Below are 13979 nucleotides of genomic sequence, written 5' to 3'. Positions count from 1 at the left end.
GTTTTAAGAGAAAGATATGCTTAAGTCAACGCTAGAGCAATGGCGTATGTTCAAGGCCGTGGTAGATGCAGGTGGTTTTAACCAGGCAGCTTCAGTTGTCCATAAAAGCCAATCCAGTATCCATCACGCCGTTCAAAAGTTAGAAAATGCAATCGGTGTATCGTTGTTTGAAAACAGTGGGAGAAAGGTGAAATTATCTCCACAGGGTGAATTGATGTATCGACGTGCTTCTTTTTTACTAACAGAAGCACAAAAACTAGAAGCTGTAGCGAGTAGTTTGCAATCAGGTACAGAAACGTTGTTAAGAATAGCCGTTGATATAATTTTTCCTTCTGAATTGTTGTACAACGTACTTTCTAAAGTGTCTGAAGCCTTTCCGTTATTGCGCATTGAAATTGAAGAAACGGTATTAAACGGCTCAAATTCGTTGCTTAGCGGCGGTAATGTTGATATCGCTATTTCTCCTTTTATCTATGCCAATGGGTTCAGTGAGGATTTGTGTGAGATTGAATTTGCGGCTGTTGCTCATCCCTCACATCCGCTACATACGCTTGGTCGCCCGTTAACCTTAGAAGATTTAAAGTCTCACCGGCAGATAGTCGTTCGAGATTCATCGTCAGAGCGCAAAGCTCAGGCCGGCTGGCTGGGCGCAGAGCAGCGGTGGACCGTCAGTCATATACGCACGTCAGTTGATATTATCTCCCAAGGCCTTGGGTTTGCTTGGCTACCTGTTGCGGTGATTAGAAAAGAGCTAGAAGCGGGTTCACTTGTTCCTCTTTCGTTTGACAACAATAGTGGAATTCGAAAATCGCTGCTTTATTTATCATTTGCTGACGGCGATAGTTTAGGCCCGGCAGCTCGAACGTTTATCGGCGAACTTCGGTTTCAGTCAATGCAACTTCCTGAGGCAAAAGGCTTATTAACACAGTGCACAAGCGAAGAATGCCAATAAGCTTTATTGCGCGGCAAGCTGCTGCCAACATAACATAAACCCAAGAATGGCGACCGCCAATCCTATGATAGCCACAGCACCATCATCTGTGGCCATTCCAACCGCCATTATTAACACAGCGCAGGCAGGCAGTAACCCCACAAAAGGAACAAGCTCTAGTGGAATCATGACCATTCCGCACGCAGCACAACAAAGCGCAATCAGGCTTCTAAAAGCAGAATGCCTCATGAAAAACCATCTGGGGACAAGAAAGCGATCAATTCTTGCTGCATGAGGCCGTAATGTTTTCACAATGGTTTTTAAGCGGTGCGCTTCTATCTCGACGTTCATGAGTCGAGAAGGTAACCATGGATGACGCCTACCGAGTAAAATTTGCAAAGCAATGAGTAAAATAATCACACCTGTAACGCTAGGAACACCCGGAATTGCCCCGAGCGGTGTTGACGCGACGAATGCAGGTAGGGCTAACATAGGGCCAAACCCTCTTTTTTCCATCACATGCCAGAAATCACCGAAGCAACATGTTTCAGCCGACGCCTTAGGCTTTATCTTTCCCAGTAATTCACAAAGTGTCATTGAGTTCACTGCCGCTTCCATTCGCTTCTCCATGTCGCTGCCGACTAATCCCACCGTGCACTGTGTGATGGCATACCGCACTGGGGTAAATAAAAAAGGTGTTATTCCCCGCTTAAAATATAAAACCTACCCTTTGTAGGTATGTTCAAACGCTTGTCGTGTTACACTTCAAGAAAGATAATCAGCGCTTAGCGCATTGATCAGTAAAAAATATACAGCGAGAAACATGCCATATAAAATGGACGCGCTAACAGCCCGTTCATGGCACGATTTTTGCCTTTAACTAGACAAAATCAGAATATTGCTAAATAAGCTCGCCAGTAGAAAACCTCGAAAAATGGCTTTACGAGCGGAAAATTGTAAAAGGAAATATACGTGTTAACAGTTTTACTTGTAGATGACGACGCAGAATTCACAGAAGTGGCCTGCACTATTATCGAATTCCTAGGACACGAAGTATTAACTGCTTCAAGCCTTGAAGAAGCACGAGATTGGCTAAAAAAAGAAACATTCGATCACGTATTGCTCGACTTCATGCTTCCAGATGGAAGCGGGGCTCATCTCTTTGATGAGTTAAACGCACTTCCAAAAAGCCCTCGCGTCACCCTAATCACTGGTCACCCGTCTGTTAAGAGCGTCATTAAAGGCCTTTGTGGTCCCAACATAGACTACCTTGTAAAGCCAATCCAGCGCGAAGATTTAGAACAAGTTTTAAGTGGTAAACCGCAGGGGAAATCGAAGAAAGAAGAGTCAATCAAACAACATTTTGGATTATTGATTGGTGAATCTGCCCCGATGAAATCACTTTACAAATTGATTGAAAGGGTGAGTAGGACAAGTGCAAATGTCATGCTTCTCGGTGAGAGTGGTGTAGGTAAAGAGGTTGTTGCAGCTGCTATCCATAGAGCGTCTGAAAGCGAAGGACCTTACATCGCGACTAACTGTGGTGCATTTTCTAAAGAGCTTATTGGCAGTGAACTTTTTGGCCATGAAAAAGGTGCGTTTACTGGTGCTGTAGGCAGAAAAGAAGGTGTGTTTGAACAAGCCGAAGGCGGCACGTTGTTTCTTGACGAAATCACGGAAATGTCTATCGACATGCAACCAAACTTGCTGAGAGTGTTAGAGAACAAAGTGGTTATTCGCGTTGGTGGGACAAAAACAACGCCCGTAAATTGTCGCGTCGTGTCTGCGACCAACCGTACGATGGAAGAAATAGCCCAAAGTAAGGTATTGCGAGAAGACATTTATTTTAGATTAGCCGTTTTTCCTATTACCATTCCCCCACTTCGCGATCGTAAAGAAGATATACCGCTGCTTGCAAGACGGTTTATGGAAGAATTTAATACCGAAAATGGGTCTCAGTTTACATGGAAAGACAGTCAATTAGATACACTGCAAGCTTATGACTGGCCTGGGAACGTTCGTGAATTACGACACTTCGTTCATCGTGCTGCAATCATGAGTGACCCTGAAAAACCCGCGATTGAATTACCAAAAACAATCGAATCACCATTTGCGCAAAAACAAAGCACTTCGCCTTCGCTACAAGCAGGTAGAACCATTGAAGATGTTGAAAAAGAACTTATTTACGCAACGTTAGACAAGGTCAGCGGCAACAAAACTACCGCAGCGGAAATGCTAGGTATAAGCACAAAAACATTATACAACCGCCTGCATGCCTACGGTGACTTATCAAAAGATGAACAATAATTGAGGCAAGACGATGAATGAAGATGCGCTTCAAAAGCTCTCTAAATATGTTCACGACGCCAGAAAACCTCTAAATAGAATTTCGATGCAAGCAGAGCTTATCAAAATGGCCTTGAACGGCGATGTTCGCAAGGAAAAAGCATTGGCGGCATTGGATAAAATTATAGCCAGCACGAAAGACTGCAGTGCAACATTGTCTGAATTGACCTCCGAATTCAGCAATAGTGAAGTGGATTGAACTGATGTTACATAAAGCCATGTCCTCAATGTATACCTGGATAATTATGGTGGTGGTTATCATCGTCGTTATTACTGCTAATTCGTTTTATGTCGTGAAGACCCTTGACGATTTGTCAGCACTGGAATCTAGACTGTTTACCACTAACCGCGTTATCAACGCCGTCAACCAGCTTCATGTTGCTGTTTTAAGAGCTGAATCTGGGCAACGTGGTTTTTTGCTTACAAAAGACGAGGCTTATCTTGAAGAGTATTCAGAAACCCTTGACAACTTTGGTGCATTGGTCGATGAAGTTGAGGTAAGTGCGTTAGCGTCTAACTTTGCTTCGCAGACAGACAGAATGGAATCCCTTATTTTGCTAACCAGAGCAAAATTAAATGGCATGGTTGAAGTGGTTGAACTTGTTCGTGACAAAAAGTCAAAAGATGCGTTTGAACTACTATCAAGCGATAGAGGACTTTTTCTGTATAACGAATTCGAAGTATTGTTTAAAGAAATCGATTCTTCTGAACGTGACCTTCAAGGTACCCATCTTGCTAATTTAATGAAGTTGAGACGAGACTCAGCGAATACATTGATTATTTCTTCTGCCTCAACACTTTTTCTAATCATAACCATTTTCGTTTTACTTAAAATGAACGTTAGAGAAAACGAAAAGCATCAAGTTGATTTAGAAAATCAAAATCAAAATCTTGAAGAAAAAATTGCAGAGAGAACGAAAGAACTGCAAATCTACTCAGACGAGCTTACCCGCAGTAACCGAGAGTTAGAAGATTTTGCATTTGTCGCCTCGCATGACCTACAAGAACCCTTACGAAAAATCCGCGCGTTCGGTAACCGGCTTGAGTCTGGTTATCACAATGAAATTGACGAGCGTGGGCAAGATTTCTTAAAGCGCATGCTAAATGCTGCTGAGAGAATGTCGATGCTTATCTCCGATTTGCTCTCGTTTTCCAGAGTCTCTACGCGAGGCAAAGATTTCGATGACGTAAACTTAGCAACGGTAGCTAACAACGTTTTAAGCGACTTAGAAGTGGCCATCGAAGAGCGCAATGCAATGATTAACATGCCTGCGCTACCAAACATACGCGGCGACCGCTCGCAGCTTGAACAGCTTTTTTTAAACTTACTTTCTAATGCCCTCAAGTTTCAAAAGGGCGATACACAAATCGTCGTCGATGTAACCTGTGAAGAGGCCAGTGACGAAGATCTTAAAGAAATACTAAGCGCCGATGATTATGAGTGGATAAAGATATCGGTTAAGGACAATGGCATTGGTTTTGAGCAATCATTTGCCGAAAAAATCTTTGCACCGTTTCAACGCCTGCATGGAAGAAGCGAATATAAAGGTACGGGGATTGGCTTGGCCGTATGTCGTCGTATTGTAGAGCGACATAACGGAACAATTTTTGCGACCAGCACCGAAGGCGAAGGTGCTCGTTTTACTTTCTTACTACCTAAAAACAGTGAACCGTTTGGAACCACACAAAGTTACGGAGATAATAATGACGCGTAAACAAGCCCAACCTATAAACATTCTTATGGCGGATGATGATGAGGATGACCGTTTACTTACGGTTGACGCGCTAAAAGAAAGTCGAGTGCTAAACAACCTATTTTGTGTTGAGGATGGTGTAGAGCTTTTAGAGTTTCTTCGTAACGAAGGTAAATATACCGACCAAGAAAAAGCGCCTCGTCCGAGCCTTATCTTACTCGATTTAAACATGCCTCGAAAAGATGGAAGAGAAGCACTGCAAGAATTGAAAACCGATCCAAGTCTACGCGCAATTCCTGTTGTTATTTTAACAACATCGAAAGAAGAAGAAGACATGCTTCGAGGTTATGACCTTGGTTGTGCGTCTTATATAACGAAACCAGTGAACTTCGAAGGTTTGGTAGAGTTAATGCGCGCACTAGGTAAGTATTGGATTGAGTTCGTAGAACTTCCACACGATTGATGGGGTAAGATGTGGCAGAGGTTATTAGGGTACTTCTTATTGAAGATGACGAAGACGATTATTTTTTGACGTCAGACTACCTGGAGCAATGTGATTCACCTACCTTTCAGTTAACATGGGTAACAAACAGCGCTGATGCGATTGAAGCGCTGCAATACAAAGACTTTGACCTCTGCCTTTTAGACTACCTATTGGGCGCGGAAAATGCGGTTGACGTATTAGATGCGCTCAAATCAAATCAGTTTAATTTACCGGTCGTTATTCTTACCGGGCAATCAGACGCGCAAGTAGATGAACAAGTCATGCGTGCTGGTGCTGCCGATTATCTGCAGAAAAGTGAAATTGAAACGCCAAGATTCATGCGGACGATCCGCTATGCGATGGTCAGGCGAGAAATTGAAAATGAGCGGCTAGAGCGCAACAAAATAGAGCAGCAAAATAAAGCAAAAGATAAGTTTCTTGCCCACTTGGGACATGAACTGCGCACCCCCCTCACCTCTATCTTAGGCTACACCGAACTGCTGCTTGATGAGCCCAAAAACGTAGAATTACAGCAAGAGTTGTCAACGATTCACAGTAATGGAAAGCATTTATTAAACCTATTAAATGATCTGTTAGACATGTCTAAAATAATGGCTGATAAGCTCGAAATTAATCAGCACGAGGTAAATCTTGGCGGGTTTCTGGCGGACATCCATTCCTTAATGAAGTTAGCCGCAGATGAGAAAGGGTTAGACCTTGTTGTATCGACAGAAGGTAACTTACCTGAATGTATTTATACAGACCCTACACGGTTGCGTCAGATCCTTATCAACTTAATAAATAATGCCATTAAATTTACAGACACGGGTGTCATTACCCTGCTTGTAAAAATGGAGTACGTAATAACAACGGTACCCAGTGAGAAAATTGTATTCAGTGTAAAAGATACGGGCATTGGCATGCCTCCCGACAAACTAGACAGTATTTTTACCCCATTTGAGCAATTAGAAGATGTAATGAGAGCCAATCATGGTGGCGCTGGATTGGGGCTTGCGATATCTCGTGAATTAGTGAGTAAGCTGGGCGGCATCATCAACGTCGAGTCTGTGTTTGGTCACGGCAGTACATTTACCTTTTGTATCAACCCTGGAAACATTGCTGCTCAACCACGTATAAAAACACTTGTTCAGCAAACGCTTCATCAACCTTTAAAGCAACGTGACATAAGCGTATCCGGACGTGTATTAATCGTTGATGACATCCACGAGTTGCGGCGTCTCACAGGGCATATTGTTGGTCAAAGCCAAGCCAATGTTGCTTTCGCTGAAAATGGTGTAAAAGCATTAGAGTCAGTTTTAGAGGCACATAAAAGCGCGAACCCGTTTGACCTTATCCTCATGGACATCCACATGCCAGTGATGAATGGCGTTGATGCACTTAAAGCAATAAGAAAGCATGACATCGATATTCCTATTGTCGCTATGACTGCTGCAAGTAGAAAAGGGTTAAAGCGTTCTTTGCTCGATGACGGGTTTGACGACGTAATAGGTAAACCGTTAGATCGTTCTGAAGTTATCAACTTACTTGCTCATTATTTGGCCGCACCGGATGCAATAACCTCCGTGAGTTCAACGCATGAAAGTTCGGTGTCAGCACCGCGTTCGTCAAGTCGTCAAGTGCTTGTAGTAGAGGATGACGAAGATACAGCAGAGCTACTTCAAATATTTCTTTCACACCAAGGGCATGATGTTCATTTAGCGCATAGCGGTCAAGAAGCATTAGAACATCTTCATAAGGTTACGTTTGACTATGTGTTACTAGACCTTACGCTTCCTGATTACCATGGCTACGACCTAGCAAAAGAAATCAGTGCTATTCAGCAATCTGCATCACTTATCATTGTGAGCGGGTACGAACCTGATAAAGAGGTGGTTGAAGCGTTAGGAATAACCGCATCATTGCTAAAGCCTGTAACAAAAGAAGATATTTCTACTCTCATACGTTAATAAAGCTTAGAAAACCGAACACCAAGAAATTTTTACACGAAGTCTATAAGAAAGTAGGCTTCGCGCTTATCAGTAACCAGCAAAATTAGACCGATTAAAATTATATTGTTTTTAATCAATCACTTATATAAATAACTATTATGGTATATGCCTTGCACCTCCTTAAGTGTATTTTAAGCGAAGAAAGGAAAATATCATGGCAACAAGAAATACAGCGCAACAAAAACCTGTTAAGACGAATGGAGCAACGGAAACTGGTCACCCTGTGACTGAGCAGCTAACCTCGTCATTACACTCGTCTATTGACTCATTAGCGGATACTGCTGGTAAGGCTGAAGAAAAAATTCGTCAGTCGGCTAATAATTCATCTGAAAATTTAGCGGCCAGAAAGCGTCTTGCAGAGCAGAAATGGGAAGCATCGCAGGTTCGCAAATTTGCAATTGAAAACCCAATTGCGACAGCGGGCATCGCGTTTGCGGCAGGTATGTTCATAACATCTATTCTGCGTAAGAAATAATTCGATGCATGCACTAATTGATTTTCGACAAGCACGTTTTACTGCGTGCTTTGAAAATCCTTACCGTATCACGCCGCCTAGGCGTGATACGCTGTATTCTAAAACCCGTGCCGACGAGATTGATTTTGCCGGACATGGGCATCATTCACATCTTGACGAAAGACTTCAAGCATACACGAGTGCTTTTCAAAAAGACTCTATGGACACCCACATCAACACAGATAAGAACGAGGCCGATTCTGGCGAAGTACCCGTGGACAGCCACACTTCCTCCTCTTCAAATCCGTCTGACGAATACTCACGTATTAGTATTAGTGAAGTGCAAGATTCACTTATGCAGCTTTTTTTACAGAAAAAGCAACAAACATCTGCATTTTTAGGTGTGGTCGATGCTGAAATAAACGTAATTAAAACATCTATCTTTGCAACATTGTTTGCAGGGATTGCTGCAGTTTTGCTAGCAGGCGCGTGTTGGCTGATGATTAACGGGCTGATTGGCATAGGCTTGCATTCACTTGGATGCTCAGTCGTTTTAAGCTTAGTCGTGCTCTTGGTGCTCAACATCAGTTTGCTAACGTTCACAGTGTATATTGCGAAGAAAACCAGTCGCTATGCACGCTTTGAGCGAATTATTAACGTGATTAAAGATTTATGAACGCCTCAATTAATGAACCGGTAAAGAAGGATTAACAATGACTTTCCTACTTGGTAAAGCGCTATCTGAAGCAAAGCAGCAAGAAAAGCTGTATAAATTGCAGAAAAAGAATAGCGACATTTCACTTCAAGAGACAAAAACTCGATGCAAGTTATTGATGGGTGAGCCCGAGACCATAGCAGGTGTGTTTGCCGCTGGTTTATACAAAGGATCGCAAACAGATAATCCTAAGGCTACGAAAAATAAAGCTATACTCTCTGTAGCACGAACAACACTCATGCAATTTCTTGCGTAATAGCGGTTGATATAAACGGAGTATGAAAATGATAAAAAGAATAACGACCAGTGCACTTCTTAGCAGCGCTTTATTGCTAGCAGCGTGTTCTACGACCCCTACCGCAGCCCCAACTAAATATAGATCAGCATCTTCAGAAAGCGGTTATGGATATTCAAGCGAGAAGGTAAGCGATTCTGAATATAAAGTACTTTTTAAGGCGACGGATAAAACACCAGAAGATGACGTTCAGCAATATGTGTTAAGGCGAGCAGCCGAGATTGCTGAGGAGAATGGGTTTCAGTATCTTGCCATAACAAAAACAGATATAGAGAAAAAGCCTACGCTTGCTCGTTCAGTAAATACGGAAACCGAAAAACCCGTGCCGTTTCAGACACAGCGCCAGTGCACGATGTCTGGTTGCTCGGAAGTCGCGCAACCGATGGCGGGTACAGGACAAAATGTAGTTGAAAAAACGCGTATCAATAATGTCTATTATTCGATTACGGTGAAAGCAGCTAATTCTTCAGGTGCGTTAAATGGAAACGCAATCTCAGTGCAAGAGATCCTCTCGACCCCTTTACCCAAGAGCTAAAAATAATGAAAAGCTGCGGTGTCTTAGCATTCTTTTTTGCATAGACACCCACTCTTTCTTTCTAATTTTACGCAATGTTATCTATCACATTGCGATAGACACCCTCCGCCATTTTGACGCCAAACTTATACGTATCAGCATGTTATCTTTCATTACACCGGCCACCGCCCCCCCTTTAACGTATTATTTTCTATACCTCGTTATTACCCAGTATGTTTTTCAACCTCCTCGATTGCGCTTTAATACAACCCGAACAGACAAATGAAACCTTTAACCGAAGAGAATTTAACCATGTTGAAAATTGTTAAAACTTCACTAGTAATCGCCGCTTCTACTCTAGCTTTTTCTAACGCAGCACAAGCGAACGACGTAAACGAAGCCCTTGCCAACATCTGCACGATTGTACAAGCCGATGATAAAGGCGAACTTCGTAAGAAAATGCGTAGCGTGCAATCTGACTACAAACTTAAGCTTCGCGATTACTACAGCGCTATCTCATGTAACGGCCAAAGCCTTATTCGTACGGCTTTAACCAGCAATGCTGTTGAAGTAGGCACACTATTAGTTAAAAAGATGCCAAGCAAAGATTTAAAATCGCCTGAAGCAGACGGTAAAACCCTTCAAGCGTGGATTGCAGAGCAAGGCCTAGACGCTAACCCTATCGCGTCTGAGTTAAACGGTCGCATCTAAGCACCTTATTTCACATACCATGTGATACCTTTTCAACATGGTCGCGGCGCATGCCGCACTGGTGGCCCCTTCATGGGGCCACGCCTTTTTCTGGTAACCCTCTTTTTCTTGATACAACACACCTAACCCTACTCTAGACTAGCCCTATTTTAGACACCCACAACAAAACCTTGTCGTTCGTCACAAACTTATATTCCTTGGACACCCACTCGTTGCATAATCATCGCCTCCACCCAACTCACAGATTGATACGTGGATGTCCATGTTTACGAACTGGTTATTCAACCTAATAGTTGTGGGTGTCTATGTTCAGGAAAGGCTTGTGGCTACTGATTGCGTGTACGGGAGTAAGCGGAAAAGGTGGGTGTCTATGTATAAAAGGCGGGGGGAGTAGATTATTTCTATTAAAATAATTAAATCAACAACTTGAGCCATTAAAAAGCAATAAAGGTATGGGATTCCATACTTAGTTATCACTCTGTATGTTTGTCGTTTAACTTTTTCATTGTTTAATCTACGGCAACAAAGCCTAAGTATAAAGAGAATTTAACCATGTTGAAAATCGTTAAAACACCACTTTTTATCGCAGCATCTTGCACAGTCTTTTCCAATACGACTCAAGCAGCCGACGTTAATGAAGCGCTTGCCAACATTTGTACCATCGTACAGGCAAACGACAAAAGCGAGCTTAGGAAGAAAATGCGTAGTGTTCAATCAGACTACAATTTAAAGCTCCATGATTATTATGGCGCTATTTCATGTGACGGCCTAAGCCTTATTCGAACTGCGCTTAGCAGTAATGCAACCGAAGTTGGTACATTACTCATAAAGAAAATGCCAAGCAAAGATTTAAAATCGCCTGAAGCAGACGGAAAAACCCTTCAAGCGTGGATAGCCGAGCAAGGACTCGAGTCAAACCCTATTGCTGCCGAGTTAAACAACCGAATTTAAGCACATTATTTCACATTCCATGTGATACCTTTTCAACATGGTTGCGGTTCATAGCCGCACTGGTGGCCCCTAACGGGGCCATTTTTATTTCGATTCGATAAATGCTTTTATATACTTAGCTGCCCATGAAGCTTGTTCACGGTGTACCCAATGCGTGGCGGTGTCATGATAGTGAATTTTCAAATCCTCTACGTAATCAGACAAATTATCTAAGATATTTTCTTCAAATGCCGCATCATTTCTTCCCCACAACACCAATGTCGGTATCTTAATATGGACGTTGGGAATACGAAGTGACGCTAGTTCGCTTTCACTAGCCTCTACTTTCGGCGGTAACTGCGGCATCAATCGATAGTAATTTAACATAGCCGTAAGATTACCTGGGCTATTCCAGCTATTCAGAAGCATCTCAGCATAATCATTGTGGGTGTCAAACAACTCACTACCTAGCATATCCTTTAAAAGGGCAAATTTTGACGCTGCTAGCACATCTTCTGCATCATCAGAAACGAGACGGTGAATATAGTCACTTTTTGCTCTTTGCTTTTCGCTATCGATCAAAGCCTGAGTAAACGTAGAAGGATGCGCCGCATTAATGATAATAAGACGAGAAAAAAGCGAGGACTTAAACGCGGCGAGTGGCCAAGCGATCGCACCACCCCAATCATGCCCAATCAATGTAACATTTCGACCCATGCGAACGGTATCAATAAATAAGGCCATTCTTTCAATAAGCGCGTTTACTTGGTACTCGCCGATGGGTGTCAATGGTTCAGATTTATGGTAGCCAGGTAAATCAGGCGCAATTACGTCATAGTCTACAGGCAACTCGGCTATTAGTGCTTCCCATGCGTGGGCATTTTCAGGAAAGCCGTGAAGGCAAATGATAACGGGGTTATTTTCTTCCTTCCCTTGGCGACGCAAATAATGGATGTCATGCCCATCAATCGAAATTATATTTGATGTAATAACCGCTTTACTTTCCATCAGGTAGCCTATTAAAAACAGTAAATGAACGTAAAAATAAAGGCAAAAAAAAGCCGGGCATTAGCCCGGCTTTACTTTTTTTACTTTTACTCTACAGCGAACATGCTTTCTGGCATTGACATTAGGTTGTCTGCACCTGATTGCATTGCCGATACTAGCGAACGAGTACGCGTAAGTAGTCGATCGAAGTAGAACCCTGATGTCAAAATCTTACTCTTGTAATATTCAGTCTCAGTACTACCTGCATCAAGCTGCTCTTGCGCTTTCACGGCCATACGAAGCCAAAAATAAGCAACAGTAACATACCCTGAATACATCAAGTAATCGACAGACGCTGCGCCTATCTCATCTGGGTTAGAGGCTGCTACTTTACCAATATCCATGGTTACTTGCTGCCATTCATCAAGATGTGAATTCAGTGCATTGGTCCACGCACTAAACTGCGCGTTATCGCGTAGAGAGTTACAATAATCACGTACTTCTTTAACGAAAACGTTAAGTAACTCACCGTTAGAGCCCATTACTTTACGGCCTAATAAATCAACAGCTTGTATACCCGTTGTACCTTCGTACATAGTACAAATACGCGTATCGCGCGCTAGCTGCTCCATACCCCATTCTTTAATGAAACCGTGACCACCATAAACCTGCATGCCGTAGCTCGTAGATTCTTGCGCGGTTTCAGTTAAAAACGCCTTCACAATTGGCGTAAGGAACGCTAGTTTCGCTTCAGCCACTTGCTTAGCTTGCTCATCGTCACTGTACATGGTCACGTCAACCATTTGCATACAGTATGCGGCTAATGCTCTATTACCTTCAGAAAACGCTTTTTGAGTGAGTAGCATTCTGCGTACGTCTGGGTGAACGATAATAGGGTCAGCTGGGCCGTCTGGATTTTTACGGCCAGTAAGCGAACGAAACTGTACGCGGTCTTTAGCATAACGCAATGCACCTTGGAAAGACGCTTCTGACGCCGCCAAACCTTCAAGGCCGGTGCCGATACGAGCAGTATTCATGAACGTAAACATGCAGTTTAAGCCGCGGTTCGGTGGCCCAATCAGATAGCCTTTAGCGCCGTCAAAGTTGATCACGCAAGTCGCACTCGCCTTGATACCCATCTTGTGTTCAATGCTGCCACATGCCACAGGGTTTCTATCAAGCTTTTCACCCGCTTCTGACACGTTAAACTTAGGTACGACAAATAATGAAATACCTTTTGTACCTTCTGGTGCATCTGGCAAACGCGCAAGCACAATATGTACGATATTTTCAGACATGTCGTGTTCACCCGCAGAGATGAAAATCTTCGTACCAGTTAGGCTATAGGTGCCATCGTCTTGCGGCTCTGCACGGCACTTAAGCATACCTAAGTCTGAACCACAGTGTGATTCAGTTAGGCACATTGTGCCTGTCCACTCACCACTAATAAGCTTAGGCAAAAACATATCTTGCTGTTGTTTAGTACCGTGCGCTTTTAGTGTTTCCATACAGCCTTGGCTTAAGCCTGGATACATGGCCCAAGAGTGGTTTGCACCTGAAAACCATTCAGCGATGATAGACGCCAATGAATACGGTAGCTCTTGACCACCGAACTCTTCTGGGTGCGCCATGCTAGGCCAACCACCTTCAACATACGTTTGATAGGCTTCTTTAAAACCTTTAGGCGTTGTTACCACGCCATCTTCCCACTTACACCCTTCTTCATCGCCCGATTGGTTGATAGGAGCAAGTGTATTTTCCGAGAATTTTGCCGCTTCAGCAAAAATCGCAGAGACCAGGTCTTCAGATGCTTCATCAAAACCAAGTGCCTGATAATGTTTCTGAAAATCTAATAGCTCATGTGTTACAAACATGGCGTCGCGTTGTGGAGCTTTATAACCTTCCATAC

General features: G+C 43.1%; 15 protein-coding genes. 12 read left to right on the top strand and 3 right to left on the bottom strand.

The window, feature by feature from the left end:
- The first annotated feature begins 16 nt into the window (after window positions 1–16).
- Entirely contained in the window at window positions 17–952 is a 936-nt protein-coding gene (locus ACOJRU_RS07855) for a LysR family transcriptional regulator (RefSeq protein ID WP_421134459.1), read from the top strand.
- A gap of 3 nt (window positions 953–955) precedes the next feature.
- On the opposite strand, the gene ACOJRU_RS07850 is transcribed toward ACOJRU_RS07855, so the two are convergent.
- The gene (locus tag ACOJRU_RS07850; protein WP_421134458.1) at window positions 956–1549 is read right to left on the bottom strand and encodes an exopolysaccharide biosynthesis protein; all 594 of its coding nucleotides are present in this window, start codon (window positions 1547–1549) and stop codon (window positions 956–958) included.
- A gap of 354 nt (window positions 1550–1903) precedes the next feature.
- Between ACOJRU_RS07850 and ACOJRU_RS07845 the strand changes: the two genes are divergently transcribed.
- The 11 genes from ACOJRU_RS07845 to ACOJRU_RS07795 all read left to right on the top strand — a co-directional run bounded on the left by ACOJRU_RS07845 (window position 1904) and on the right by ACOJRU_RS07795 (window position 11104).
- Window positions 1904–3238, top strand: a complete 1335-nt coding sequence (locus ACOJRU_RS07845) for a sigma-54-dependent transcriptional regulator (protein WP_421134457.1) — start codon at window positions 1904–1906, stop codon at window positions 3236–3238.
- Window positions 3239–3251: 13 nt separating this feature from the next.
- Window positions 3252–3476 carry a hypothetical protein gene (locus tag ACOJRU_RS07840; protein ID WP_421134456.1) on the top strand — a complete coding sequence of 75 codons (225 nt, stop codon included), beginning with the start codon at window positions 3252–3254 and terminating at the stop codon, window positions 3474–3476.
- A gap of 28 nt (window positions 3477–3504) precedes the next feature.
- Window positions 3505–4992: a sensor histidine kinase gene (locus tag ACOJRU_RS07835; RefSeq protein ID WP_421134455.1), complete on the top strand. Its 1488-nt coding sequence runs from the start codon at window positions 3505–3507 to the stop codon at window positions 4990–4992.
- Window positions 4982–5434, top strand: coding sequence for a response regulator (locus ACOJRU_RS07830; RefSeq protein ID WP_421134454.1), 453 nt, complete (start codon window positions 4982–4984; stop codon window positions 5432–5434). The genes ACOJRU_RS07835 and ACOJRU_RS07830 overlap by 11 nt, the downstream gene beginning before the upstream one ends.
- 11 nt (window positions 5435–5445) lie before the next feature.
- On the top strand, window positions 5446–7422 hold the full coding sequence (locus ACOJRU_RS07825) for a response regulator (RefSeq protein WP_421134453.1): 1977 nt from the start codon (window positions 5446–5448) through the stop codon (window positions 7420–7422).
- A 196-nt stretch (window positions 7423–7618) separates the two neighbouring features.
- Entirely contained in the window at window positions 7619–7939 is a 321-nt protein-coding gene (locus tag ACOJRU_RS07820; protein ID WP_421134452.1) for a DUF883 domain-containing protein, read from the top strand.
- Window positions 7940–7943: 4 nt separating this feature from the next.
- The gene (locus ACOJRU_RS07815) at window positions 7944–8594 is read left to right on the top strand and encodes a hypothetical protein (RefSeq protein ID WP_421134451.1); all 651 of its coding nucleotides are present in this window, start codon (window positions 7944–7946) and stop codon (window positions 8592–8594) included.
- Between the two features lie 37 nt (window positions 8595–8631).
- Window positions 8632–8889 (top strand): hypothetical protein, encoded by a 258-nt coding sequence (locus ACOJRU_RS07810; RefSeq protein ID WP_421134450.1) that lies wholly within the window; start codon window positions 8632–8634, stop codon window positions 8887–8889.
- Window positions 8890–8917: 28 nt separating this feature from the next.
- Window positions 8918–9463, top strand: a complete 546-nt coding sequence (locus ACOJRU_RS07805) for a CC0125/CC1285 family lipoprotein (RefSeq protein ID WP_421134449.1) — start codon at window positions 8918–8920, stop codon at window positions 9461–9463.
- Window positions 9464–9754: 291 nt separating this feature from the next.
- Window positions 9755–10153: a DUF3718 domain-containing protein gene (locus ACOJRU_RS07800; protein WP_421131678.1), complete on the top strand. Its 399-nt coding sequence runs from the start codon at window positions 9755–9757 to the stop codon at window positions 10151–10153.
- Between the two features lie 552 nt (window positions 10154–10705).
- The gene (locus ACOJRU_RS07795) at window positions 10706–11104 is read left to right on the top strand and encodes a DUF3718 domain-containing protein (protein WP_421134448.1); all 399 of its coding nucleotides are present in this window, start codon (window positions 10706–10708) and stop codon (window positions 11102–11104) included.
- 84 nt (window positions 11105–11188) lie between these two features.
- On the opposite strand, the gene ACOJRU_RS07790 is transcribed toward ACOJRU_RS07795, so the two are convergent.
- Together ACOJRU_RS07790 and ACOJRU_RS07785 are read right to left on the bottom strand one after the other, a co-directional pair.
- On the bottom strand, window positions 11189–12091 hold the full coding sequence (locus ACOJRU_RS07790) for an alpha/beta fold hydrolase (protein WP_421134447.1): 903 nt from the start codon (window positions 12089–12091) through the stop codon (window positions 11189–11191).
- An 86-nt stretch (window positions 12092–12177) separates the two neighbouring features.
- A complete protein-coding gene (locus ACOJRU_RS07785) occupies window positions 12178–13977 on the bottom strand; it encodes an acyl-CoA dehydrogenase C-terminal domain-containing protein (RefSeq protein WP_421134446.1) in 1800 nt (599 codons plus the stop codon).
- Window positions 13978–13979 lie beyond the last annotated feature (2 nt).

Origin of the sequence: Alteromonas algae, from assembly GCF_049117195.1 — a bacterium.
Taxonomy (GTDB): Bacteria; Pseudomonadota; Gammaproteobacteria; order Enterobacterales; family Alteromonadaceae; genus Alteromonas.
This window is presented reverse-complemented; position numbering and strand designations above follow the sequence as displayed.

Excerpts from the sequence above, each read along its gene's own strand:
- ACOJRU_RS07815 (WP_421134451.1), top strand. The coding sequence starts at position 7,944 with ATGCATGCACTAATTGATTTTCGACAAGCACGTTTTACTGCGTGCTTT.
- ACOJRU_RS07790 (WP_421134447.1), bottom strand. The coding sequence starts at position 12,091 with ATGGAAAGTAAAGCGGTTATTACATCAAATATAATTTCGATTGATGGG.
- ACOJRU_RS07805 (WP_421134449.1), top strand. The coding sequence starts at position 8,918 with ATGATAAAAAGAATAACGACCAGTGCACTTCTTAGCAGCGCTTTATTG.
- ACOJRU_RS07830 (WP_421134454.1), top strand. The coding sequence starts at position 4,982 with ATGACGCGTAAACAAGCCCAACCTATAAACATTCTTATGGCGGATGAT.
- ACOJRU_RS07840 (WP_421134456.1), top strand. The coding sequence starts at position 3,252 with ATGAATGAAGATGCGCTTCAAAAGCTCTCTAAATATGTTCACGACGCC.
- ACOJRU_RS07835 (WP_421134455.1), top strand. The coding sequence starts at position 3,505 with ATGTATACCTGGATAATTATGGTGGTGGTTATCATCGTCGTTATTACT.
- ACOJRU_RS07800 (WP_421131678.1), top strand. The coding sequence starts at position 9,755 with ATGTTGAAAATTGTTAAAACTTCACTAGTAATCGCCGCTTCTACTCTA.
- ACOJRU_RS07810 (WP_421134450.1), top strand. The coding sequence starts at position 8,632 with ATGACTTTCCTACTTGGTAAAGCGCTATCTGAAGCAAAGCAGCAAGAA.
- ACOJRU_RS07795 (WP_421134448.1), top strand. The coding sequence starts at position 10,706 with ATGTTGAAAATCGTTAAAACACCACTTTTTATCGCAGCATCTTGCACA.
- ACOJRU_RS07785 (WP_421134446.1), bottom strand. The coding sequence starts at position 13,977 with ATGGAAGGTTATAAAGCTCCACAACGCGACGCCATGTTTGTAACACAT.
- ACOJRU_RS07855 (WP_421134459.1), top strand. The coding sequence starts at position 17 with ATGCTTAAGTCAACGCTAGAGCAATGGCGTATGTTCAAGGCCGTGGTA.
- ACOJRU_RS07820 (WP_421134452.1), top strand. The coding sequence starts at position 7,619 with ATGGCAACAAGAAATACAGCGCAACAAAAACCTGTTAAGACGAATGGA.
- ACOJRU_RS07850 (WP_421134458.1), bottom strand. The coding sequence starts at position 1,549 with ATGGAAGCGGCAGTGAACTCAATGACACTTTGTGAATTACTGGGAAAG.